This window comes from Bacillus sp. CGMCC 1.16607 (assembly GCF_042683745.1).
Taxonomy (GTDB): Bacteria; Bacillota; Bacilli; order Bacillales; family Cytobacillaceae; genus Pseudoneobacillus.
In genome coordinates this window covers 56,532-80,758 of sequence record NZ_JBHUJX010000022.1, presented here as the reverse complement: position 1 = coordinate 80,758, position 24,227 = coordinate 56,532, and the positions used below count along the sequence as shown (strand labels likewise).

19 protein-coding genes are annotated in these 24,227 nt (G+C 35.3%); 5 read left to right on the top strand and 14 right to left on the bottom strand.

The window, feature by feature from the left end; genetic code table 11:
- Nucleotides 1-3: 3 nt before the first annotated feature.
- The 3 genes from ACFSO7_RS15375 to ACFSO7_RS15365 all read right to left on the bottom strand — a co-directional run bounded on the left by ACFSO7_RS15375 (nt 4) and on the right by ACFSO7_RS15365 (nt 3,483).
- Nucleotides 4-1,497, bottom strand: a complete 1,494-nt coding sequence (locus ACFSO7_RS15375) for a serine hydrolase domain-containing protein (protein ID WP_377878212.1) — start codon at nt 1,495-1,497, stop codon at nt 4-6.
- A 133-nt stretch (nt 1,498-1,630) separates the two neighbouring features.
- Nucleotides 1,631-2,293, bottom strand: coding sequence for a response regulator transcription factor (locus tag ACFSO7_RS15370; protein WP_377878211.1), 663 nt, complete (start codon nt 2,291-2,293; stop codon nt 1,631-1,633).
- Entirely contained in the window at nt 2,290-3,483 is a 1,194-nt protein-coding gene (locus ACFSO7_RS15365; protein WP_377878210.1) for a sensor histidine kinase, read from the bottom strand. Before ACFSO7_RS15365 ends, ACFSO7_RS15370 begins: the two co-directional genes overlap by 4 nt.
- Before the next feature lie 172 nt (nt 3,484-3,655).
- On the opposite strand from ACFSO7_RS15365, the gene ACFSO7_RS15360 reads away from it, so the two are divergent.
- Nucleotides 3,656-4,444 carry a CPBP family intramembrane glutamic endopeptidase gene (locus ACFSO7_RS15360; protein ID WP_377878209.1) on the top strand — a complete coding sequence of 263 codons (789 nt, stop codon included), beginning with the start codon at nt 3,656-3,658 and terminating at the stop codon, nt 4,442-4,444.
- Between the two features lie 122 nt (nt 4,445-4,566).
- Here ACFSO7_RS15360 and ACFSO7_RS15355 read toward each other — a convergent pair whose 3' ends face one another.
- The 3 genes from ACFSO7_RS15355 to ACFSO7_RS15345 form a co-directional block, all read right to left on the bottom strand.
- On the bottom strand, nt 4,567-8,700 hold the full coding sequence (locus tag ACFSO7_RS15355; protein WP_377878208.1) for a 5'-nucleotidase C-terminal domain-containing protein: 4,134 nt from the start codon (nt 8,698-8,700) through the stop codon (nt 4,567-4,569).
- Nucleotides 8,701-8,968: 268 nt separating this feature from the next.
- Complete coding sequence (locus ACFSO7_RS15350; protein ID WP_377878207.1) at nt 8,969-9,499, bottom strand: GDYXXLXY domain-containing protein; 531 nt, start codon at nt 9,497-9,499, stop codon at nt 8,969-8,971.
- Nucleotides 9,496-10,563, bottom strand: coding sequence for a DUF2157 domain-containing protein (locus ACFSO7_RS15345; protein ID WP_377878206.1), 1,068 nt, complete (start codon nt 10,561-10,563; stop codon nt 9,496-9,498). The genes ACFSO7_RS15350 and ACFSO7_RS15345 overlap by 4 nt, the downstream gene beginning before the upstream one ends.
- A 203-nt stretch (nt 10,564-10,766) precedes the next feature.
- Here ACFSO7_RS15345 and ACFSO7_RS15340 point away from each other — a divergent pair, with 203 nt between their 5' ends.
- A complete protein-coding gene (locus ACFSO7_RS15340; protein ID WP_377878205.1) occupies nt 10,767-11,612 on the top strand; it encodes a hypothetical protein in 846 nt (281 codons plus the stop codon).
- Nucleotides 11,613-11,665: 53 nt separating this feature from the next.
- Here ACFSO7_RS15340 and ACFSO7_RS15335 read toward each other — a convergent pair whose 3' ends face one another.
- Complete coding sequence (locus ACFSO7_RS15335) at nt 11,666-13,357, bottom strand: methyl-accepting chemotaxis protein (RefSeq protein WP_377878204.1); 1,692 nt, start codon at nt 13,355-13,357, stop codon at nt 11,666-11,668.
- Between the two features lie 243 nt (nt 13,358-13,600).
- On the opposite strand from ACFSO7_RS15335, the gene ACFSO7_RS15330 reads away from it, so the two are divergent.
- The gene (locus ACFSO7_RS15330) at nt 13,601-15,310 is read left to right on the top strand and encodes a putative bifunctional diguanylate cyclase/phosphodiesterase (protein ID WP_377878203.1); all 1,710 of its coding nucleotides are present in this window, start codon (nt 13,601-13,603) and stop codon (nt 15,308-15,310) included.
- Nucleotides 15,311-15,447: 137 nt separating this feature from the next.
- A complete protein-coding gene (locus tag ACFSO7_RS15325; RefSeq protein WP_377878202.1) occupies nt 15,448-16,713 on the top strand; it encodes a GGDEF domain-containing protein in 1,266 nt (421 codons plus the stop codon).
- 85 nt (nt 16,714-16,798) lie between these two features.
- Here ACFSO7_RS15325 and ACFSO7_RS15320 read toward each other — a convergent pair whose 3' ends face one another.
- The 7 genes from ACFSO7_RS15320 to ACFSO7_RS15290 all read right to left on the bottom strand — a co-directional run bounded on the left by ACFSO7_RS15320 (nt 16,799) and on the right by ACFSO7_RS15290 (nt 23,511).
- Complete coding sequence (locus tag ACFSO7_RS15320) at nt 16,799-17,215, bottom strand: VOC family protein (protein WP_377878201.1); 417 nt, start codon at nt 17,213-17,215, stop codon at nt 16,799-16,801.
- A 104-nt stretch (nt 17,216-17,319) separates the two neighbouring features.
- The gene (ybaK, locus tag ACFSO7_RS15315; RefSeq protein WP_377878200.1) at nt 17,320-17,808 is read right to left on the bottom strand and encodes a Cys-tRNA(Pro) deacylase; all 489 of its coding nucleotides are present in this window, start codon (nt 17,806-17,808) and stop codon (nt 17,320-17,322) included.
- An 80-nt stretch (nt 17,809-17,888) separates the two neighbouring features.
- On the bottom strand, nt 17,889-18,902 hold the full coding sequence (locus tag ACFSO7_RS15310) for a hypothetical protein (RefSeq protein ID WP_377878199.1): 1,014 nt from the start codon (nt 18,900-18,902) through the stop codon (nt 17,889-17,891).
- Nucleotides 18,880-19,797, bottom strand: a complete 918-nt coding sequence (locus ACFSO7_RS15305; RefSeq protein WP_377878198.1) for an ABC transporter ATP-binding protein — start codon at nt 19,795-19,797, stop codon at nt 18,880-18,882. Before ACFSO7_RS15305 ends, ACFSO7_RS15310 begins: the two co-directional genes overlap by 23 nt.
- On the bottom strand, nt 19,781-20,194 hold the full coding sequence (locus ACFSO7_RS15300) for a GntR family transcriptional regulator (protein ID WP_377878197.1): 414 nt from the start codon (nt 20,192-20,194) through the stop codon (nt 19,781-19,783). Before ACFSO7_RS15300 ends, ACFSO7_RS15305 begins: the two co-directional genes overlap by 17 nt.
- Nucleotides 20,195-20,218: 24 nt before the next feature.
- Nucleotides 20,219-22,741, bottom strand: coding sequence for an FtsX-like permease family protein (locus tag ACFSO7_RS15295; RefSeq protein WP_377878196.1), 2,523 nt, complete (start codon nt 22,739-22,741; stop codon nt 20,219-20,221).
- Entirely contained in the window at nt 22,738-23,511 is a 774-nt protein-coding gene (locus ACFSO7_RS15290) for an ABC transporter ATP-binding protein (protein WP_377878195.1), read from the bottom strand. Before ACFSO7_RS15290 ends, ACFSO7_RS15295 begins: the two co-directional genes overlap by 4 nt.
- A 167-nt stretch (nt 23,512-23,678) precedes the next feature.
- Here ACFSO7_RS15290 and ACFSO7_RS15285 point away from each other — a divergent pair, with 167 nt between their 5' ends.
- Nucleotides 23,679-24,227 carry a GNAT family N-acetyltransferase gene (locus tag ACFSO7_RS15285; protein WP_377878194.1) on the top strand — a complete coding sequence of 183 codons (549 nt, stop codon included), beginning with the start codon at nt 23,679-23,681 and terminating at the stop codon, nt 24,225-24,227.

Sequence of the window (24,227 nt, the reverse complement as noted above, 5' to 3'; positions counted from 1 at the left end):
TATTTACTTTTTTGAACTAATACTTAAATATGTGTGATAAATCGCCCATAAGGTAAACGTAATTAGTAAACTATTTAAGCCCACTGCCCAATCTATAGGAAATCCGTAAAAGCCTATTTGGGAGAGCCTCACTGTTAAAAGAAGATAGCCCAGTCCTGAAGCCATGATGAAAAATAATATACTTAGACAAATTGAAATAAAGCGGAATTTTACAGTTTTACTATTCGTCCTCATCCTTTGGTAAATAGACCATGATAACCAAATAATTGATAAAGCACTTAAAATAGTCACTACCAACATAATGGTACCTGATAGTTTAAATAAAGGAATGGGGTAGTCCTTTGAAGCCGGTTCTTCTCCTAGTAATATCTGCAATATCCCTTTAGTAATTGTAAACTTCACTTCAGAATTGGATTCTCCGCTTATTAGAGCAACTCCTAATTCTTGCTCTGGCAAAAATAAAATGGAGGCACCAGAACCAATCGCATCCCCACCTTTATATAAAGCTGTTTCATTAGCTATCTTACCTACGGTAAAACCGCCATACGTATATTCCCAATCCTCTTCCTCCGAAGTAACTACCCCTTCAAAAGAGCGATTCAACGTGCTTGGATCTAATATCTGTGTTTTTCCATGCCCTAACATTGATTGAACATAACTGGCTAAATCTTCAGCATTTGTATAAATTCCCCCCTCAGGATCTTGGCTTTTTCCAAAGGTTTCAAAATTTAGCAGCCTATTGTTTCTAAATCCAAAAAACCAACTATATTCCTTTGCAATATCCCAATTCGTTTGATTTTTCAGGTTATGACCGTAAACCGTGTGTTGAAGATTCAAAGGTTGAAAGACATGATTCTTCATATAATCGTAATAACTTTCTCCTGAAACCTTCTCAATAATTAATCCAAGTATATTGAAACAAGTATTGCAATATTGTCCCTTCACTCCCGGTGAGTCGGTCATTTTCACCGTTTTTAATGATCTTATCGAGTCTTCAAGTGAATTTCTGTTCACTTTTTCGTTTTTAAACATGGACCCATCCGCGTCAAAACGATTGATTCCAGCTGAATGGGTGAGTAAATGTTTGATCGTTACAGATTTTGATTTTTCTTTATCCTTATAGCTAAACCATGGTAAATATTTTTGCACTGGATCATCGATCTTCAATTTACCTTGTTCCATCAGCTGGAGAATCGCTGTTGCCGTAAAGGGCTTAGTAACAGATGCGATGGAATAAATGGTCTCTGAAGAGGCTTTTTTCTTCAATTTTAAATCGCTATAACCAATTCCTTTTACAGCAATTATTTGATCTTGATAAACAATTGCATAAGACCCTCCCGGTATTCCTGCCTTCTCATATTGCTCTTTTACGTATGCTTCAACCTTTTCCAACTTTACTTGAGATAGTTGGTTATCATTCGCATATACTCTTTGAGTTAGGACTGGAACAAGGAAGATAATCAGTGAAACTAGAACTCTAATCTTTTTAAATATCATCTTACTAACCCCTTCTGAACTTTTAATGTTTCGTTCAAGTCTAACTTTACTGTTGAAAAGTCATTAAAAGTAGTTGCCAGAGGTCATAAAAAGGATAAAATAAGTCATAAAAAAATAAACCCCATGGTGAGGTTTATTTTTTAGAAATTAGGCTTTCTTCCATAGCTTTCATGATGGCGGATGATCGGTTTTTTACGTTTAACTTAGAGTATATATTAGATATATAGTTTTTTACCGTTCCTAAAGATAGAAACATCATTTCTGATATTGCCTTATTTGGTAATCCTTGAGCTAAATATTTCAAAACCTTAAGTTCCTGTTCATTTAATTGATAAGGGTTGTTTATGGAAGAATTTTGTCCATCTTTATCATAGACTTCCGAGCTCATTGCTTGAAAAACTTCCTTTGCTAAATGCTGTGGTACAAGAGAGCCTCCGTGAAACACTAATTCTATTCCTTTAATGAGAAAATCTGGATCAACTGCTTTAAGGATATAGCCCTCTGCACCAGCATGTAGCGCATTCCGGACATGAGTGATATCTTGGAAAGTCGTAAGAATGATAACCTTTATTTCTGGCCAGCGCTCCTTAATTTCCTGAGTCGCACGAACGCCATCCATGATAGGCATTTGAATATCCATTAAGATAATATCCGGAATATCGTTTTCACAGAAGCGAATAGCTTCTTCTCCATTTTCCGCTAACCCAATCACTTCGATATCTGAAATGCTCTCCAATACAATCCTTAAACTTTTTCGAATGAGTTCCTGGTCTTCCACAATCATTGTACGGATCATACGGTAATCAATTTCTCCTTTGCCAATGGAATGGTAAAAAATAATTTGGTTCCTTGCTCCGGATTGGAGTGAATTTCCATATTACCTTGTAAAACGGATAATCTGTCTTTCATAGAATTCAACCCAAACCCTGGAATTAATTTAGTTGTTCCTATACCATTATCCTGTATTTGAAGGGTAACAACTTCTTTATCAAAAACCAATGTTATCGAAACTTCCCCTGCATGACCATGTCTTTTTGCATTTGTTAGTGATTCTTGTAAGCATCGGATTAGCGTGAATTTCATTCTCTCGCCTAGTTCGCTTTCGACCCCTTCCAGTTTAAAGAGAACATTCGTCCCAGTGTGTTTCATAAAATCATTGACCACACTATAGAATGATTCAGAAAGAGTTTGATGTTCTTCTAAAGGTGATAATTGATGTATTGTATTTCTTACATCATTTAATCCTTTTCGAGCAAGATCGGAAATCTCCTTTATATATAATTCTCCTTCTTCTTTATTTGCTTTTAAAAGAAATGGGAGGGCATCCAAACTTGTGATGACAGAGGTAAAAATATGACCAACCGTATCATGTAAATCTTGAGAAACTCGATTCCTTTCCTCCATAATCGTTAATTCTTCGATTCTTTTAGAATATTGTTCTAGTGTTCTATTTTTCTCCTGAATGGATTCTATTAATTCTTTCTGTTTATTGTACATCAAAGTAACTTTACCCAAAGCAAAGCCAAATCCATAAAAAAAAGAAATATTGATCATTTCACCTAAAATATTATTCTCTTGATTGAATAAGCTACCTAGCCATGTCCCAATGAGGAAAAGTCCAACACCGATGAAAGGTCCGATCCATACTAAAGGCTTTCTTTGACAGATATAAGCTATGGTGATTAATGGTAGGTATAAAAAATCATAAATATCTGCGTAATGAAATTGATACATTAAAAGTAAAAACATACTGCCTGTTAAAATAGTTTCCGCCGCTAGATAATAATGAAACTTAATATATCCAGGCCGGTAAAATAAATATGGTACTAAATAAATCGAAATCACCCATATAAATAAGAACCATTTTGAATTAGTCGGGAAAAGATCAATAATCGTACTAGCATTATAGTAAATCCAAAAAGTCCGTACAAAAAATAAAAAGGTATCTAGCCAATTCCACTTTCGGTTCTCGTATATAAATTCCATATCCATCATCCTTATAATATTTCTATCCACTATTATCCTACTACCAAAATATTACTTCAATATCAAATTTTAGATATGACTTATTTATAGCTAGAAGTAACTTAATGTTATGACTTTAAAAAAATATAGTTAGGCTAAGCAATTCAATAAAACACATAAAAGGATGGTTAGGATGAAAATTAGTTTAACCCGTATCTTTACAATTTGTTTGATTAACTTTTTATTAAATTATTTATTGTTGTTCCCCCTAGGATTATATAAGTATTTAGAGACAAAGGACTTATCCGCATTTGGATTATTTGGAATTTTGATAAGTGCCGTACCTGTAATTGGAACTTTACTTTTTTATAAATTTATAGATAAAAAGTCATTACGTACATTAGGGTTTCATCTAAATAGAAAGGATTTATTATTTTCCTTCCTTTCTATCGCTTTAACAGTGATTCTGTATTTCATCTATATTATGGTATTGTCAAACAGCGGTGTCATCCATGCCCAATGGAATACAGAAGTATTTACGAAAGGGAGTTTTTATGGTCTATTTTTATTAATCTTTCTTTCTTGGTTTGTTGCGGCTTTTTACGAGGAGATTTTGTTCAGAGGATATTTTGTTGCTAATCTAAAAAAATTGAGTCCGAAAAAATTATATGTAGCTACTAGTATCATTTTTATGATTTTTCATATTTTCAGAGGGCTAGACCCGATTAATATTGTTATTTTAATGCTGATGAGCTGCGTCTTTTTATATATTTATTTACAAAGTGGCTCCTTGTTTCCTAGCACCTTCGCTCATTTAATCTTTAATTTTACGAGTGGTCATCTTGTTGGTTCAAGTGATATTTCAATCCTTACATTTAATGAGGATCCTGGCGTTTTTAATTTAATCATCATCGTTGTTTATATGATTGTACAAATTGTTTTGACAAGAACTATTTATGGGAGAAAAGTTAATAACAAATAACCCCAGTGAAAGCACTAAGGTTTTTCATTAGACCTCCATATAAAAGGGAAGATATGAAATCATTTCACATCTTCCCTTTCTTTATACTTTTTTGATAACTAAAATGATCATTAGTTTTAGAATCATAGTGAATTCTGAATTGCTGTTGCTGTTTCGATCAATTGATCCGCAAACTCTTTATCAATCTTCTTGCCAGATTGTGCTTTCGTTTCGTTGATCAATGCTTTTAAAATGTTCTTTTTCGTTTGCACTTGGTTAGCATTTTGTGCGGCTTCAACTTTGGACAGGAGGCTATCAGCTATTTTTCTATCGATTGCCTTACTATTAACTCCTGATTGTATGAATTCATCTAAATGTCCAAGATCCATTTTCACTTCAATCTTGATTACTTTGTTAGAAATATTTCCAGCATGGTCTTCTGCGGTGATTTCGACTTTGTGTGTCCCTACAGATAATTTGAATGGCTCTACTTTAATATCTGTTGACACGACATCGCCATCTAATGTGATTGTAATCTCTTTTACACCACTCAATACATCTTCTATCTTAATGCTCGCCGACAATTCCTCATATGGATAAATAGAAATTGAATCTGGCGCTGTGATTATAGGAGCTGTTTTGTCGATAGCGATTGTAACGGACTGAATCGCTTCCGCATTTCCTACTTTATCCAAGGAGTAAAACTCAACTACATTCCTACCATCTGCTGTGATAATAACCTCGTTTCCAGTAGTCCAAGTACTATTGTTTATTCGGTAAAAAGTATTTTTCACACCAATACCTTTGTCCACAGCGGTAAAGTTGATTTTTACATCTTTATTGTTAAAAAATTCGCCAACGACACCATTTGTATCAACTAACGTCACTGGTGCTTCGACATCTGTACTAATTCGTCCTTCTGCCTTATACGAGATCGATGTTACAAAGCTCTTAGCAAATTGAACGGATGCTTCAATATCCTCTGGACCTTGGATTACATTTTGTCCATACTGACTAATTAGCTTGTATTTTGCAGAAGTTTGGTTATACATATAATTGTTTACAACAAGTGAATACGTTTTTGCTGGATCTACTTTTTCACCATTTTCTAGGTAAAGATCTACGATTTTATTTGTTTTTGTATCCCAATTGTAGCGTGCTCCTCCTATAAAAGAGTCTGGACCATATGCGGGATTAATCATGGCATTTAAGATTTCTTCGAATTGCTTACCGGTTACATCTACTTTTACGAGTGTATTTCCAAATGGTTGGATATTAAACAATTCACCCCATGTAATTTCGCCTGCATTCAAGTTATCGCGAACTCCTCCGCCATTCATTAAAGCAAAATCTGCGTTCATCGCAAATTTCATTCCGTCAGCAATAAAATTACCTAGTGCATTGTCACCTAAAATTTCTTTCGTAGGATAACCTTTAAGCATTTCTTCTTGGTTGATTCCAACGACAGCATTTACCTTACCGGAAACAAGCTGTTCGTATTTTTGTAATATAGCTGACACAGTTGCATCTAATTGTCTGTTTTCTTGAATAACGTCTACGATTTCAGCTGATTTTTTTACAATATCCTTTGTGACAGGATCGATTTCCACATCAATATCAACAAAAGCATTCCCATATTCCCAAGCTTGAACGATTAGTTTATTATCGACTACAGCATTTACTTTTTTATGATTGTGTGCAGCAAAAATGATATCAACTGCATCATTTACATTGTTAGCTAAGTCCGCAATTTCACCGGAAGCTGAAGTGCCAGACTGATCCCCAGGTACGTGAGCAAGTACTACTATTGCTTCTACTCCTTGTTCCTGAAGCACTGGTACGTATTTGTTGATAGCCGTAGCTTCGTCTGTAAATTGAATGCTATCTACTCCAGATGGAATGACAATTTTCGGCGTTTCCGTTGTTACAACCCCAATGAAGCCTACCTTCACTCCACTAATTTCTTTAACTGTGTAAGGTTCAAGAACAAACTTTCCAGTATCTTTATATTCGATATTAGCAGCTACTGTTGGGAAGTTAATTCCATCATAGCCTTTTGTACCATTTGGATGGTCACCGCCATTAATCATGCGAAGTAGCTCCGATACCCCTTCGTCAAATTCATGGTTACCTACTGTTCCAACATCAAATCCAATTGATTCCATAATTTCGATGGTTGGCTCATCTTGTAGTAAAGCTGATACGGGTGAACTTCCACCAAACATATCACCAGAATGAATCATTAATGTGTTCGGATTGGACGCTTCCCTTTCACGTAAATAAGCGGCCAAATAATCAGCACGACCATATTGAACACCAGTCACCGTTGAAGTGACATCAATTTTTCCATGCCAGTCATTAACGCCTAAAAGCTGAAGTTGAATGTTTTCTGTTGGTGTTGTACCTTCTTGAGTATATCCATTTTGTTTAGCTTCTTCTTCTGAATTAAAGAATACACGTGCTTCCACTGGAACCGTTTCCCATTCAGCTGGGGCAACGTATTTTTTCGTAAAATAGTTACCTACCTGTCTAGTAAACCCTTTACCTTGCTCTCTAGCTCTAAATTCAAATGGTAGTTCCATTAGAGGATTTGCTGGGTTCCAAATCCCTAAACCAGCATCCTTCGCTTTTTTGACAGATTTAGAGAAAACTTCATAGTCTTCTCCAATTGGCCATATAAAATAAGTGGATGCATAACCTTTTTCGACCATTTCAATATTAACGTTAACGTTATCAGACTTGCGGATGATTTGTGCTAAAAGTCGTCCATAAGCGTCCATTGGCTCTTCACCAATTTTAAGACTGATTGAATCTCCAGCTTTCAACAACGTGTTTAAGTATGCTTTTGCTGCTTCACCGTGTTCTTTTTGACTGCGATCGGCTTCTGTTACAACTTTGTGATACGTTTCAGGTGTATCAATATTGACAAAACGAACTTTGGTCGTACCAAGAACTGGTGTTGTTAAGTGTACTGTATCACCATCTACTACACTCGCAACCGTAGAATCATATAAACCAGAAGCAACAGGTTCTGGTAGTTGTGGATCTAGGATCGTAAAGTCAGCTGCTTTACGAGGGATAAGTTGATATTGATCATATTGGCTTAATATCGCCGTTACTTCGTACCATTTACCTTGCTGCAAACCAGTAATATCTAATGATCCTTCCATGACACGTAGAATAGTAGATTGGAAGTTTTCATTAATAAAACTAATGTTATAGCCACCACCTGCTGAAACGGTTGGAATGCTACTAACAAACCCTGTTACTTTCACGAGTTGCCCTTCAATTGGTTCTGATTTAGAAACTTCTTGAAGGTCTGCAATGGTTATTGGTTTCGGATGTGGAATCTCAACATTGGTGGCTAATATTTCAATTCCATTTGCGATCGGTTGAATTTCCGTTAAGCTTTTATAGGAAGTAATCGAACCTGTCATTCTGACTTTCGTGCCTTCTTTTAATTCAGGAAAAGCAGAAGGGTCCATTTCAAAGACATTGATCCCTGCTGTTTCATCTTGGATATAGGTGGATAGCTTGCCACCGCCGATTGCCGAATTGTCAGCCGTTACAACACCTTCAATGATGACCATTTTCCCAATCTTTGTTTTTGCATCGGCAATTTTAATAATGCCTGTCCCTGGGTCTGGATCAGGGTTTGTTCCAGAATCTTTACCATGTACTCCTAGATTTGCAATGAAATCCTTTGGATTAGTATTCCATTCTATAGAAGGATCAAAAGAATCCGTTGAATTTTTATCGCCTGTTATTATAGAATCTTTTCTAATAAGAGTATGGTCTACCGTTAAAAACTCACCAGTTCCCCAACCTGTACCTGGATCCATGCCTACTTGTCCGAAAACATCAATAATGGTGTCATTCTTTTTTAAGACGATGGCATCATCGCCATTGAAATTGGCCACAACAGATTTTAAATTAGTCTTCGCTAAAATTTCTGCATTCGCTTGGCTATTTGCTATTACATAAACACTACCGCTTGCTAGACTTCCTGTGAGAGTTTGCTTGTTTGTAGGAGTTGTCGCACCATTTGAATATAACTCTACACTATACCGAGCTAAATCAACCTCTTGCCCAGTCCCATTGAATATTTCAATGGCTTTGTTATTTGAGCTACCCTCTAAATACTCAGAAATGAATAAATCCTCTGAAACTACTAATGATTCTTCTGCTTGTCCACGAATCGAAAAGGCACTAAAAAAATGAGATAGAACGAATATTGCAATGGTTAGTAAACGAAGAAACTTATTTTTGCCTCTCATGCATATCCTCCTTTTATTTTTTCATTATCAAGATAATCATAAGCGGAGAATATGAATTAAATAATATATTTTTGTAATTTTTTGAAAAACAGTTATTTATTACTACCTCTTGATAGTCAGATAGTCATAAAAAGACTAGATGAACATGTACTTTAAATACTCATCCTAATTTTCTATAACTAACGCTTCGAAAATGACTTTTAACCATTCTTTTTTAGCAAATAAAAATAAAGGAAGTCATCCAAATGAGAACGACTCCCTACTCCCGTTATTTCTTTATAATATCTACCAAATAAGCATAGCCATGATTCACCTTTACTTTGGCTAAAATTTCACCTTTAGCAGAAGCCTTTTCCCAATCCAATCCTGTGTTATCTTCAACAAAATACTTATCTAAGCTGTATTGGATATAGGCAACCTCAATCTGATCAACATTTTGACCAATGTATTCCAGTCTTCCCTTTAAGTAAATACCATTCTTTGGCTTATTAAGACTAACTTTTGTCGGGGTGTAGACCCCATTCTTTTGTTCCAAAAGAACATATACTTTTAAAGCATTCGCACCTTTTTCTAATTCTGATACAACTTCAGGCTCGACCAATTCCTTACGTACTTCTTCTGCTTCATATCGTAAAGTCACATAATCGCCACGAAATAAATCAGATGGATCAACAGGAACGGTTTGAAGAATAATTTCTTCTCCATTCACTAATGTGATTAAAGGAGTCAAGGTCATACCCAAAAGAATTAGGACGGGAAATGTACAGGCAATGATTAGCTGTTTTAAATGCTTGTTCATGACATGCCCCCTCCTTTTTTTCTTTTGTTTTCAAAATAAAAGCCAAATCCAAGTAAGAGAAGACCACCGATAATAAACACAAATGATTTTGGTAAAAACGCAAATGAAATATCAAGATAGAAGCGGAAAATCATAACACATAAAAGGATGATACTGAATAGGCTGCCTTTATGAATCAAGTAAAAAAGAAACATTATATACACGATTGAAAACGGAATATACATCCAATCTGCTGGCCAAATTTCCCCAAAGGATAAAGCAAAGGCTGCTGCTCCATGAACGAGATAACCTAAAATGACGTAAACATTTCTTAATTTTACTTTTGTTAAAACAAGTGCTATACCGATCGTTAGGTAAATTAGACCGTAAATATAAAACATTCCATCTTGACCTTGGATAAAAAAGTTCAGTATGGTTCCGATGAAAACAAGTGATATCACACCTGTTATAAATCCAGTTATCTTTGAAAAACCAATTTTTTCATTTAATAGATGGATAGCTATCATCCAAAGAAGTATCCAATAAGGAATACTGTTACTGGCCCAGAATATTCCATTGCTCATATAAATAAGGACAAAAAAGGATGCAGCCATCAAAATCCATTTATCTTTTAGTACCCATGCTAAGGGTAAAATTCCAAGCGACCACCATAAAAAAGCATCTTGAAAATCACCGCCAAAGTGAAACATTTGTCCAATTAAAAAGATTCCTGCTCCATAGACAAGGGTACCTAAATAATAAAAACTTTTGGATGTTTTCGGATAATTGGATTCCATCTTATATCCAGCCAGATTAGAGCTAATAAACATACCTAGAATAAATAGAAATTTAGTTAATTTTCCTATTTCCCCCCAATTACTCGCAATAAAGCTTAGAATTCCAGCTCCGATTAAAATCGCACCAACATATAATAATGTTCTCGTAAAAGAAAGACCTTCTTCCACTTCATAAAGGTCTTGAATTTCATTTGCCCGACCACTCGGAAGAACTTCAGATTCTTCTAAAAATTGAAGCTCTCTTTTTAAGAATTGATATTCCTTTTCCTTTACCACACGCTTAGTCATCATCCACGCTCCTTCCACGTATATTTTTCCAAATTTAAAAGCTTTTCAATTATTATATGCTACATGATTCTCTATTCTCCATAATTATGAATAATATGCTGCTATTACTTAAATTTTTATGAATCAATTCGACATTACTTTGAATAATTTTCCCAATCAGTTTGATACTATCCGAAAGGAATGAAATGGAAGGAGTAAGATTCATGAATTTCAATTCTTATTGGTATTTAGGATTGGGGAGCATAAGTCTTTTTCTTCTATTTTATGTTCTCTATAAAAAAAGAAATAAACCTGTCATTCTGCTTTTCCTTGCTATGGTCGGTGTTGGGTACATTATCGAGGGTGTGATTTATAATTTTCTCCATAGTTACCAATACTTTCCGAAAATAATTAAATCTAATCTTGTCTATGATAGCGCGGTTGGAGCAATCGCTTCAAATGCTTTAGCATTACCCGTTGCAGCTACTTTCATTGCCGCTCTTCGGAAAAATTGGTTTTGGATTTTTGCCCTTATCGGACTTTTTGCAGGGATTGAGTGGCTATTTTTAAAGCTTCAAATCTATTCGCATAATTGGTGGAGGACGGAATATACAGCACTAGGACTTCCATTTTATTTCATGACAGCTAAATGGATTTATCAAAAGATTTTACAGCCTCTTAAAGATGTTAAGCATTTTATCATACTATTTCTAATTATCGGTCCTATTGCAGCGAGTTTTAATTTTACTCCTATTATGCTTTTCTCGAATCGATACTACCAGCTTGGTTGGTTCGATAATATATACTTAGATACGACTGCTTTTTCTGCCATTTACTATTTAGCTGCTTGCCTTTTATACATTGTATTAGCCAAAACGAACTGGAGATATAGTTGGTTAAAATACGTCATTTCAGTGGTTTGCATTTATTCCGCTAACCATTTGCTTAAAAAGTTGGATATACTGCACAGCCTGGTTTGGTGGGATATATGGTATTACCTTCTACTTTCAATTGTCATCTTAAAGATTACTATTTTTATAAGTAGGAGGTTGTCTTTTAGATCATGTTAAATATAGATTTTAGGGGTGTCCAAAAATATACTGGACACCCTTTCCCATTCAACCTAGATCTTAAATTTCCCAATTATCTGCTGTAAATCTTCAGCCATTTTTGATAGAGAGATGGACGAAGAAGTGATTTCCTCCATTGTTGCTAATTGTTCCTCAGTTGCTGCTGAAACTTCCTGAGTGCTGGATGCGGTCATTTCTCCAATTTGGGTAATATATTTCATCGATTGAACCAATTGCTCCGAACCAGCAGCCATTTGCTGTACAGCTGATGAAACTTCTTGTATTTGTCCAGCGACTTTACTTACTGAACATTCAATTTGAGTGAATGAATCACCGGCTATATTAATAACCTCAATTCCTGCAAGTACTTCATTCGTTGCAACATTCATGGACTTTACAGCTATATCCGTTTCCACCTGAATACTCGTTATTAAATGCGAAATTTGTTGGGCTGAGAATGCGGATTGTTCTGCCAACTTCCTAACCTCATCTGCCACTACGGCAAAGCCACGTCCATGTTCCCCTGCTCTAGCCGCTTCGATCGCTGCATTTAGTGCTAATAGGTTTGTCTGGGCAGAAATCCCCGTAATCGCATCAATGATTTGACTAATTTCTTTCGAACGATTACCTAGCCCTTCAATGACTTTAGCCAGTCCTTCAACTGTTTGATGAATCGAATTCATCTGCTTCACGGCTGTTTTAAGGGCTTCTCCTCCTTCTTCTGCTTTCTCAGAAGCTTCTAATGCTGTAGTCGAAACCATTTTGGAGTTACTTGCAATTTGATGCACTCCAGCTGCCATTTCACTAATGGTTTGTGAAGTTTCTTCTAAACTTTTAAATTCTTTATCTACCCCAACAGCAATTTCTTGAACTGTAAAAGTGATTTGCTCAGAAGCTTTACTTGTTTGCTCAGCACTCATAGATAATTCCTCTGCAGTTGAGGCTACATAGTCTGAATTAATTTGTACTTGCCCAATTAAATCGCGTAAATTGGAAGACATTTGATTAAAAGATATTGCTAGATTGCCAAGTTCATCTTTATTTTTCACTTTTATTTCCTCATTCGTAAAATTCCCTTGTGCAATTTTTCCAGCTGCGTTCGTGATTAAAATAATCGGTTTCGATATCATTTGACCAATGAAATAAGCAATAACCATTCCAATTAAGATGGAAAGAATGCTTAATAGTAAAACAACTTGTTTGATAGAATCAACATCTTTGGAAGTCGAGCTGTTTCCATCATCTAATACGACTTGTTGAAAATCACTAAACTCACTAGCCTTTTCACTAAATCGGTTAACTATTTCACGACCTTGATTAACAACCATTTGGGTATATTCTTCTGGTTTGTTAGCTTGTTTTAATTGAATTACATTATTCGCAAATTCGCGATATTCCTTTTCAATATTATTTAGTTCATTTAATAATTCTTTCGCTTTGGAAATTTTAATCATTTCCTCTAAACGATTACTGGTATTTTTATATTCTTCACGTGCATTGTTATAATTTTGCAAAGCTTTATCATCACCAATGATTAAATATCCCCTTAAGCTTGTTTGTTCTTCTTTAGCCGCTATTTCAAGGTCTTTAATCATATTTAACTTTTTAGCTTTATCATCAATCAAATTCGAATAATTATTATCAACAGCTGTGATCTGAAAAAATGAAACAGTCGCTAATACTACTAATTTAAGTAATACAGCCAAAAATCCACCAAATAGTTTTTTTCGAATCGTCATTTTCATCTTAGATGTCACCCTTTTTGATGTTGTTTATAAAAACTATTGATAAACCCAGTAAAAATACATAAAGAATTCATAATTAAAGCATTAATCATCGAACAATTAATTGTAAAATGAATATAGATCCTATTTACTATTTTAAAGATTTTCCAACATTAAGTTCGTGAAGTTTATCACATATTATAAAAGTATTTTAATATAATTTACATAATTGACATAAAACAGTTTAAATGGGGGGAGAAATACATGAATAAAGTATTGCAGCTACTTCCGAAGAAGGAGATAAATCAGGATATAACAAAGGTTTTTCAAGAGTTAGAGGATCTAAAATTTGCATTAGATCAATCAGCTATTGTCGCTATTACAGATACGTCGGGAAAAATACTTGATGTGAACGATCAATTTTGTAAAATATCAAAATATAGTAGAGAAGAATTAGTTGGTAATACCCATAGAATAGTAAACTCAAAGTTTCATACGAAGCAATTTTTCAATAAAATGTGGGATACGATTCGTTCTGGACAAATTTGGCGGGGGGATATTCGAAATAAGGCGAAGGATGGTTCCATCTATTGGGTTCATAGCACCATTATTCCCTTATTAAATCGATACGGAGTTCCAGATCGATATATTTCCATTAGGAATGATATTACTGAACGTAAAATATATGAAGAGCAGGTAGCTTTTTTTGCATATTATGATGAATTGACCTGTTTGCCTAATAGAAGAAAATTCAAAGTGGATTTAGAAGAAAAAATGAAAGCTCTTAAAGAAACTGATTTAGGTCTCTCTGTCATTTTTTTAGATTTAGACCGTTTTAAATATATTAATGATACTAAGGGACATTCCTTTGGTGACTACGTTCTTAAAACAATTGTTAAACGAATGAATGATCAATTAGATGATATCGGACAAATGTACCGCTTAGGTGGAGATGAGTTTACCATTATTTTGGATAGCTCATCCTATAAAGCAGTCGATCAACTTGCAAACCGACTTTTAGAATTATTTCACACTCCGTTTACGATTAAAGGCGAACATTATTTTCTTTCATTAAGTATGGGCATTAGTATTTTCCCTTATCATGGTGAGGATATGGACTCACTTGTAAAATATGCTGACGCAGCCATGTATCGAGCAAAAGAATTGGGTGGAAATCGGATTGAATATTATACAAATGATATGATAGACGATATTAAAAAAGAAATGGAATTAGAGCACGAACTTAGAAAGGCAATGGAGAACGAGGAATTATATCTCGTTTATCAACCAAAAGTTGATCTTGCAAATCAAAAAATCGTAGGGGTGGAAGCTTTAATTCGCTGGAAACACGATGAATTAGGTATTATTTCCCCTGCTGAATTCATCCCTTTCGCTGAAAAAACGGGACTTATTGTACCCATTAGTGAATGGACTATAAGAATGGTTTGTAAGCAAATCATAAAGTGGAATCAAGTGGGCATTCCACCTATTCGTGTAGCAGTTAACATTTCTCCTATATTATTTGAAGAAATCCATTTAGCCTCTTTGATTCAAAACATTCTTGAAGAAACTGAAGTAAATCCTACATATCTAGAAATAGAAATAACCGAAAGCGTAATGAAGGACCCAGAACGAGCCCTGACTACTTTAAAGGAATTAAAATCTTTAGGACTTCACATTTCAATTGATGACTTCGGTACGGGATATTCATCCCTAAGTCATTTAAAAAGATTTCCGATTGATACGTTAAAAATTGATCGTTCTTTTATATGTGAAATTGGGTATTCGTATGAAGATGATGCTATGGTAAAAACGATTATCGACATGGCCAATAATTTAAACCTCAACGTTGTGGCAGAAGGTATTGAAACAAAAGAGCAGCTAGCCTTCTTATCAAAACATCAATGCACACAGGGTCAAGGATATTTATTTAGTCCTCCCATAAAAAGTAATGAAATGAAGAATTGTTTTTGATCAATATTTTAAAATTCCAAAGATGAAATCGGTATAACCGATTTCATCTTTTTATATAATTTTGAAAATATTCCTATAATTGTGAGTTGTTTTAATGTAAAATTAAGGATATGCTCTTGAAGGGAAATGGAAAATCTATGCTTAAAGTAAAGATTTTTATTTTTACATTATTTATTATTTCTGCAATCGTAGCCTTTGGTTCAGGAAGTTTGATCAATGAAACCGATGTGTATGTTAAAGCTTTGCTCATCTATTTGCTCTTTTCTTGCATCTATTCTCATCTTCGTATTACGAATAAAAGTGGAAACACTTCAATAGAGTATGGTATTGTTTACAGTTTGTCTTTTGGAATATTTACTGGTCCATTAGGGCTATTTCTATTCGAAACTATTTATCGGTTTATTGTCTATTTTAATAAAAAAAGAACGAATACAGCCGATCCCACCGAATTTATCGATACGTTTTACAATATTGGTGCCTTTACTTTAAATTGTTCCATTGCCTATTATTTGTATGAGTATTTATATCCTCACTTCCAAAATATTCCTTTTGGTTTTTGGATGATCATGATTTTATTAGTTTGCGTAATTTCCCTTCTTTCAGACATATACCTTACCACATTTTTCATTATTGAGGGAGAAATCAAAACTTTTAGAGAGGTTATTGATTTTATTAAAACTAGAAGTGTTATGGATATGGGAAAACTAGCCTTAACAAACGGACTTCTCTTGCTTTTTCTACAGGAAGAAAAATGGGAAACTATATTTTGTTTATTTGTCCTCAACTATATTGTTAGTCGATCTTTTATTTCGAAATCACAAAACATTCAAAATAAAATTGAACGAGACAAATTTGAACAAATGGCTTATACAGATTTTTTAACGGGTGTTCATAATCGGGCATTTATGGATAAAAAGATGTCTGAGTTAAATGAAACTAGTGAAATAATCGGGATCATCGTTGCCGACATTGATAAATTTAAAAGCATTAATGACAATTATAATCATGCTGTTGGAGACCGTGTCATTCAACATTTTTCTACTACTCTCAAAGGCTACTTAAATAAGGATGACTTTTTATTCCGAAGCGGTGGCGAAGAGTTTACTATTTTTCTAAGAAATAGAAATTACGAACAATGTGAGGAGTTAGTAGAGAAGATTCTTCATGGTATTAAGAACAGCTCCGTAAATGTCCATTTTAAGAAAAAGGAAATTTCCATATCCTATACAGCTTCCTTTGGTCTATATTACTGTATGCTCAATGAAGAAATATCTATTGAAAAAGGCTATGTCCATGCAGACCATTTGCTTCTACAATCTAAACAACTCGGAAAAAACCGAGTAACTGTGAAAAATGGATTAGCAAATGGGAAGATTGTTCAATATGAAATGGCTAGGGTTTAATGGGCCGTGGGCATCATGTGAGTGGATGATGCCCCCTGCTTAAAATATAGAAAACAATTGCTCTAACTATTAACACAAATGGCTTCTATTCTTCCTTCGGCATCTTACTCATATCCATATACAACATATTCCATCGATGTCCGTCTAAATCAGCAAAACCGAAACCATACATCCAGCCTTGGTTTTCTCCTGGCTCAGCAAATATTGTCCCACCGGCATTCAATACTTTTTTTGCCATTTCATCGACTTCTTCTCTGCTCTCAGCATCAATGGACAGTAATACCTCCGTAGCTAGTTTAGTATTGGCAATTTCATTTCGAGTAAAATTTCCGAACGTAGCATCTGGAAATAGCATTACTGTAGCATTATTATCCCCGATAATTAATTGCGCTTGGTCGCTATTACCATGTCTTGTATTTATAGCAAATCCTAGTTTTGTAAAAAACTCTATCGCTTTTTTCATATCTTTTACCGGCAAATTGATCCAAAATTGTTTTGTCATTCATTAAGTCTCCTTTTATTTTTTTAGATTTTACAGACACATTTGGCACCTACTCGTTATTGGTTTCCTCCTTTATTTTTTCGAAACATTGGTTCAAAACTGTCTTATTCGTTCATACTCTTCGTAATTTCCTCAAAACTTGCATCAGTTACGGTTTGTAAATCCTGAATGCCCATTTGAAGCTGAAGACCGATTTTCCCCGCACTCACTACAATCGTTTCTAGCTCACTCGCACTTTCATCAATAAATGTTGCATATGCTTTTTTCATTCCAATTGGTGAACAACCGCCTCTTATATAACCTGTCCACTTTTGAATATCCTTTACTGGAATCATTTCCACTTTCTTTTCGCCAGCCGCTTTTGCTGCCTTTTTTAAATCAAGCTCCAATTCAACTGGAATGATGAATACAAAGATTTCTTTATTACTCCCTTGTGCTACTAATGTTTTGTAAACAAGCCTTGGTTCCTTATTGATTTTTTGTGCTACAGAGACGCCATCAATTTTTCCATCTTTGTTATCATATGTAAGAATTTGATAGGATACTTTCTTCGTGTCCAATATTCTCATTGCATTTGTTTTTCCTTGTGCCATTTTTATAACTCCTTACAACTAACTTTTCCTTACATTATATAGCCAAAAACCTCTACAAATGTGTAGAGGCTTCTAAAAATCTATGCCTTTTTCATTTTAATTTTAATAAAAGTCGTAACACCTGGGAATAGAAACCACAGAATGAGCGTTAGAATTATATCGATGAACAGGATTAATCCCCATGATGAGCTAGATCCATGTAGTATCATTCCAGTCAGTTGAAGTGCAAGAAAAATAGAAACGATCCATCGAATCATAGCCATTCCACTGGACAGGACGAATACCTCACCGTTCATCTCCATTTGATTATGCCTGAACAGGTTAAGTGATAGATAAATTGTGATCAGACTCATTAGAAGGATACTACCGCAAATAAGAAACAATGAATATCCTGTCTCTAAATGAAATCGATCACTTAGATAATAAAATAAATTCAAATGATCCATTAAGTTGGAAAGACTCTTCCCCATCATAAGCTTTGTCCAACTTGAAAGATAATTTGGTGCAAGAAGCAGTACGGTAGCAACGATTGAACTTGCAAGCGGATGACCTGTAACAGTTGCTGCCAGGATGCACAAGCTAAAAATCCCTATCAGCACACACATGATTAAAATAAACCGAAAAGTTAACTCCGTATAAGACCAATCCGCACCCGTTAAGAGTCCTAAAATGACTGTTACCACATAATAAAGTGCCACACCGCCTAATATCGCCCCTATTCCTGTTACATATTTTGACAAAAATATTTGCGATCGACTAATGGGAACCGCACAATAGGCTGGTAAAACTCCTAAACGATCCCTACTTATGAGAAAAGTTCCGAACCCGATTGCGGCAATAACTGCCACTACAATAAAACTGGAATAATTGCTTCCTTGTCCAGTATAAAAATTTAAAACATTTTGATGCCATTCGTCGAAAGGCTCCATATCATATCGATAGCGAAAGAGTAACGCAATTGCTTTAAACAGCTGTTGAAAAAGAACATTAAATAGGATGTCAAAATGTAATACTACTAAGAATAGGAGGATGATACGTCTGTTAACTCGCCACTCCCTCCATAATGGTCCTTTAATCGAGTACCAATGGTTCAAAACCATACCCCTCCTTTTTAAATGTTTGGATAACAATTTCTTCTAAGTCAATATCCAATACCTCTAAAAAGAGAGGATTTGCCGAACGGACGAATTCTATTGCTTTTTCGGGCTGATTATTCGTAATAAACGTATAGATTTTCCCTTGTTTGTATGTACGTAAAAATAGCTTTGAATCTATTAAAGCTGCTGGTATTTCTTCAGGAAAAACGGCTTGAATTTTTTTTGTATGCTGTTTCATATCGTCTATCGATTGCTGTAATAAAATTGCCCCTTCCTTCATGATAGCAACATAATCAGCCATTCTCTCAAGATCCTGACTCTGATGTGTTGAGAATAAAACCGTGGAATCTCCAGAGGCAGCTTCCTGCATGATGAGCTGCATAAATAATTGCTTCATAACAGGATCTAACCCATCTGTCGGCTCATCTAATATTAGCAACTTCGGTCTAATTGAAAGACATAGCAGTAATGAAAGCTGAAGCATCATCCCTTTGGAAAGATGCTTGACTAAGCGACTCTTTGGAAGTCCAAAGGTGTCCATCAATAATTGACTTCGCTTCCAATCCCACTGGGAATATAGCTTTGAATAGAGTAAGATCGTTTCCTTAACAGAAAAAGATGGGGCAATCGCTGACATTCCAGACGAGATAAATCCAATTCGATCACGTGCTTTTCCAGAAGGATCGATAATCGACTGCCCCAATACATAACCTTGCCCAGAAGTAGGTTGATAGATTCCCATTAACATATTGATTAAAGCACTTTTCCCGGCACCATTGGGTCCAAGTAAACCAAAAACAGACCCTTCTGGCACTTGAATACTTACGTCACGAACCGCCTCTACTTTATGAAAATGTTTCGTAAGGCCTATCGTTTCAATTGCCAAATTCATTTTTAGTTTCCCTCCCCATTCGATACCAATTTTTCACCTGTTTTTCTATGATTTGAAGCAATTCATCCTGCTCAATTTCTAAATAATAGGCTTCCACTAGTAACTTTTCAATCAAGTCTTGTAATGCAACTTCTTTATCCAAATTCATGGCATTGTTTTGCCTTTCGGCGATAAAGGTACCTCGGCCACGAAAGGTTTCAATAATACCTTCCCGCTCCAACTCTTGATAAGCTTTGGCTATCGTATTCGGATTAATCGCAATTAGACTAGCTACTTCTCTAACTGGCGGAAGCCTCTCACCAGGGGTAAGAATTTGTTTGGCCACTGCCTCCTTGACGCCGTCAATTAATTGCTGATATAACGGCGTGTTTGACCTTGGATCCACTTGAAACCACACAGAATTTTCCCCTTCCACAAAACATTAATCCATTGTCTGACTTAACTCGGATGCTACTGATCGGCTGCTAACTCGTTTTGCCAAAGGTAATACGACGATACTTATGAAAAATAAGATCATCACTATTACGAAAAGTAACTCCCGATATGGTATCATCATTGTACCATCAAGGGCAGTAACAAAGGAATAGGACAGTATTAAACCAGTGAAGAGCCCAATGAAAATGGCTGCAATAACGAATAGGAAACTTTGTAATGCGATGATTTTCATTAAACGTTTAGGTGTAATAAAGACTGCCCTCAGAATCGCGAATTCACGACGTTTTCCATGTATGATCGCACTCATCGTATTCATCATGCCCATCATACCGATGAATAGAATAATACTAATGATTGACCAAAAAATTACCATTCGCTGTCCTAGCTGTTCTTTCACTTCCGCTAAAGCTGTTTGTTTATCAGAGATTCGCATTTCAGGATACTTTCTTTCCAACGAACTTAGTTCATCCTTTATTGTAGATAGCTCGGATCCATCTGTCTTTATAATGACTTTATAGACAGAATTCTCATTATTCTTCGTTAAATATTCACGAAAAAATGGATTATTCCAATCGACGAGTAAAGGTTCATGACCCTTGATGTCTGTTTCATACCCTGGCACCTTCTCAATTATTCCTGCAACTATAAATGTGCCAACTTTCCCACTAAAACTGTCTGGTGTTAGTTGAATCTGATCTCCTAGTTGAAGATTCCATTTTTCAGCTTCATGACGTGGAAGAAAAATAGCATTTTCTATGGCAACTGAGAATTTTGGAATAAAGCCATTTTCCGAAAGTTGCTCCAAATCTCCCATCACAAAACTTGTATCCCGCCTATTACCTTCTTTTTCTAAATACCCAGCATAATGATTCGTACCGATTGGGAAGGCGTATTCTATACCTTTGATTTTTTCAATATCTTTTCCAATCTCATAAGGAATCGATGACCTCATCAAACGATTGCTTTTTACTATCAGATCTCCTACGTATTCTTGATCAATATTTCGGACCATTTCTGATTTCAATGCGAAAATGAAAGACAAAACGGCAAATGCAAGAGTGATTGACAAGGCAATAACCATTACAGTAACGGCACTTTGCCTGCGTTGTTCAACAGCCTGTTTAACCGAAATTTGTGCATCCGGTCCAAATATTTTTTCCAAAAGATATCGACAGCAGCTGAAACAAATATTCATGATTTGTGGTGTGCACATGAACATTCCTAGAACAAGTACGACTCCACCTATGACTTGAAAAAGAACTTGGTAACCATTAGAAACGTTGATCAATGAAGTAGTAGTGAAAAGGACAACTCCGATTAGTGAAAATCCAATTCCCGAGAACGGAAATCGCTTCGTATGATGATCGTTCCAATCAAGCAGACGTATCGCTGTAATCGGAAGAATTTTAGTCGAACGATAAGCCGGAATAAGAGCAACAATAGAGAATACAAGCCAACAGAGAATTGCGATGAAAACGATACCGGAAAAATGAAGCTGACCATTTATCATTTCAACGTTAAGCCATTTAGATAGGATTTTTCTAAGGACGATTGGCAGTATGCATCCGAATACCGTCCCAATGAGCACACCTGCAGTATGAATGATCATTGTTTCGGTAACAGCAACCTTTAATAATTTGCTTTGGGAAAATCCGATTGCTCTTAGTACAGCTAGTTCGCGTACTCGTTCCCGTAATGATATATGATAATTACTCAAAACGAGTAGCAAACTTGCCAGCAGAACCAAAACACCTAACCCATAGCTCAAAAATTTCATGTTGTTAATATTTTGTTTAGCCTCATCAAGTGAATCCAAATAATCAACATCTAAATCTGATACTACTGAAGTTTTCAATGAAGATGCGATTTCGTACTTATCCACCCCAGTTGGTAAATCTAGCAGCAGCATTGTAAATTGATGATCTAATCCGAAAGCTTTTTGAAGGGACTCCAAATGAAAAAATATGATTTCAGCTCCACCATTATTTTCTGGTAATACTTCCGCTACTTTCCAAGTCTGTGTGCGACCACCATGAAACGGTATTTCTGCTAAATCACCCAATCCAACCTGAAGCGTCTCAGCCAGATTTGCTGGAATAACCGCTTCACCTGCCTTTAAGTCTTGATTAAATTTGTATAAAGACTTCACAAGCTGACTATTGTCTACTCCAAAATAAAATAACCCAGTAGATTTCCCTTGATATTGCTCGAGATATTGATGGGGATTCACTAGCGTTCTTCCCGAGTCAAGAACATTTGCTTCGTCTTCAATTTCTTCTACTTGTTTTTCACTTAACAGTTTTTTATCATAACGGTAACCTACCATCATATCCGTCTTTCCATAGAGGTCTGTAATTTGACGGTCTAATGCCTCATTCATTTGTCCTTTTAAAACATAAATACCAATCAATAATGCGACGGCAAATGTCACTCCAATGAAGGAAAATAGGGATCTTTTCCTTTTCGCCCAAGTCTGCTTCCAGCCTAAATGAAATGTATTGTAAATCATGATGATGTTACCTCTTGGTTCGAAAGACTATGAAGAATTTCCAAAATAGCTGAAACCGTTTCCTGATTGACGGATGGTTGATTATTTATCATTTCTTTCACGATTTTTCCATCCGAAAAAAAGATTACTCGATCGGCATATGTTGCCACCATTGGATCATGTGTGACAAGTAAAATCGATTGGTTCATATTTTCCTTCATCGAAACAAGCAGTTGTAACATTTCAGCAGAAGTCTTTGAATCCAAATTTCCTGTCGGTTCATCCGCTAATAAAATCGGTGGCTGGTTAATTAATGCTCGTGCAATCGCCACTCTTTGTTGCTGACCACCTGATAATTCACCGATGCGATGTTTCGCCCGTTCAGTTAAACCAACCATATCTAGCATCTTATATGTTTTTGATTTCATTTCTTGTTTGCTTTCATTTCCTAAGAGTAACGGTAGAGCAATATTTTCTTCGGCAGTTAAGGATGATAGTAAATTAAAAAATTGAAACACAAATCCAATATTTTCTTGACGGTATTTAGTAGAGAAAGGTTCCTTAAAGAAATTCTCCATCCATTTTCCGTTAATAAGTAGTTTCCCAGAAGTAGGAGCCTCTAACCCACCTACAATTTGTAAAAAGGTGGATTTACCCGAACCACTTGCCCCCATAACCACAACAAATTCACCTTTATTTAAAGTTAAACTTACTCCATTAAGTGCCATTACTTTTGTTTCCCCTGCGCCATATTGTTTCACTATATCCTGTACTTCCAAAACCGGATTCACAGTAACACCTCTAATTGTATTATTTGTACTATATTATATAGTACAAATAATACAATAATGGATACTTACAGCATTTGTCAATGAATTAGTTAATGCTAACTTTCCATACACCGAAATGGAATTTTATAGTAAAATAATTAAATAGAAAAATGATAGGGGAGATATAGATGATCAATCATTTACCTAAGGTAATGTTAAGGGATCTATTACTAGATGATGTAGAAGATCGTTATCTCTGGTGTCTTGATGAAGAAGTAACAAAACATCTTAATATGCCAGAAAAATACCCTCCTTTTAGCAAAGAGGAAACAAAAAATTGGATTGAGATGTGTATCAATAAAACAAATGGCTATGAGCAAAAAGCCATTTTAAACGATGAAAACATACATATTGGTTGGGTTGATTTAAAAAATATCGATAAATTAAATAAACATGCTGAATTAGGTATTGCTATCGGAAATAAAAACTATTGGGGTAGAGGGTATGGCTTAGCTGCCATGAAGGAAATGCTGAGTTTCGGTTTTACTCAGTTAGATTTAAATAAAATCTGGCTGCGGGTAGAAGTGGATAACCACAAGGCTATTAAATCTTATAAACGGATGGGCTATGTCGAAGAAGGAATTTTAAGACAAGATCGGTTAAGAAAAGGCGAATTTATTGATCGATTGAGAATGAGTGTTTTAAAAGATGAATATATGGATTGGTTGATGAAATAA

Bases quoted from the DNA above. Each gene is read 5' to 3' on its own strand.
- ACFSO7_RS15375 (WP_377878212.1), bottom strand. From the start codon at position 1,497: ATGATATTTAAAAAGATTAGAGTTCTAGTTTCACTGATTATCTTCCTT.
- ACFSO7_RS15370 (WP_377878211.1), bottom strand. From the start codon at position 2,293: ATGATCCGTACAATGATTGTGGAAGACCAGGAACTCATTCGAAAAAGT.
- ACFSO7_RS15365 (WP_377878210.1), bottom strand. From the start codon at position 3,483: ATGGAATTTATATACGAGAACCGAAAGTGGAATTGGCTAGATACCTTT.
- ACFSO7_RS15360 (WP_377878209.1), top strand. From the start codon at position 3,656: ATGAAAATTAGTTTAACCCGTATCTTTACAATTTGTTTGATTAACTTT.
- ACFSO7_RS15355 (WP_377878208.1), bottom strand. From the start codon at position 8,700: ATGAGAGGCAAAAATAAGTTTCTTCGTTTACTAACCATTGCAATATTC.
- ACFSO7_RS15350 (WP_377878207.1), bottom strand. From the start codon at position 9,499: ATGAACAAGCATTTAAAACAGCTAATCATTGCCTGTACATTTCCCGTC.
- ACFSO7_RS15345 (WP_377878206.1), bottom strand. From the start codon at position 10,563: ATGACTAAGCGTGTGGTAAAGGAAAAGGAATATCAATTCTTAAAAAGA.
- ACFSO7_RS15340 (WP_377878205.1), top strand. From the start codon at position 10,767: ATGAATTTCAATTCTTATTGGTATTTAGGATTGGGGAGCATAAGTCTT.
- ACFSO7_RS15335 (WP_377878204.1), bottom strand. From the start codon at position 13,357: ATGAAAATGACGATTCGAAAAAAACTATTTGGTGGATTTTTGGCTGTA.
- ACFSO7_RS15330 (WP_377878203.1), top strand. From the start codon at position 13,601: ATGAATAAAGTATTGCAGCTACTTCCGAAGAAGGAGATAAATCAGGAT.
- ACFSO7_RS15325 (WP_377878202.1), top strand. From the start codon at position 15,448: ATGCTTAAAGTAAAGATTTTTATTTTTACATTATTTATTATTTCTGCA.
- ACFSO7_RS15320 (WP_377878201.1), bottom strand. From the start codon at position 17,215: ATGACAAAACAATTTTGGATCAATTTGCCGGTAAAAGATATGAAAAAA.
- ybaK (WP_377878200.1), bottom strand. From the start codon at position 17,808: ATGGCACAAGGAAAAACAAATGCAATGAGAATATTGGACACGAAGAAA.
- ACFSO7_RS15305 (WP_377878198.1), bottom strand. From the start codon at position 19,797: ATGAATTTGGCAATTGAAACGATAGGCCTTACGAAACATTTTCATAAA.
- ACFSO7_RS15295 (WP_377878196.1), bottom strand. From the start codon at position 22,741: ATGATTTACAATACATTTCATTTAGGCTGGAAGCAGACTTGGGCGAAA.
- ACFSO7_RS15285 (WP_377878194.1), top strand. From the start codon at position 23,679: ATGATCAATCATTTACCTAAGGTAATGTTAAGGGATCTATTACTAGAT.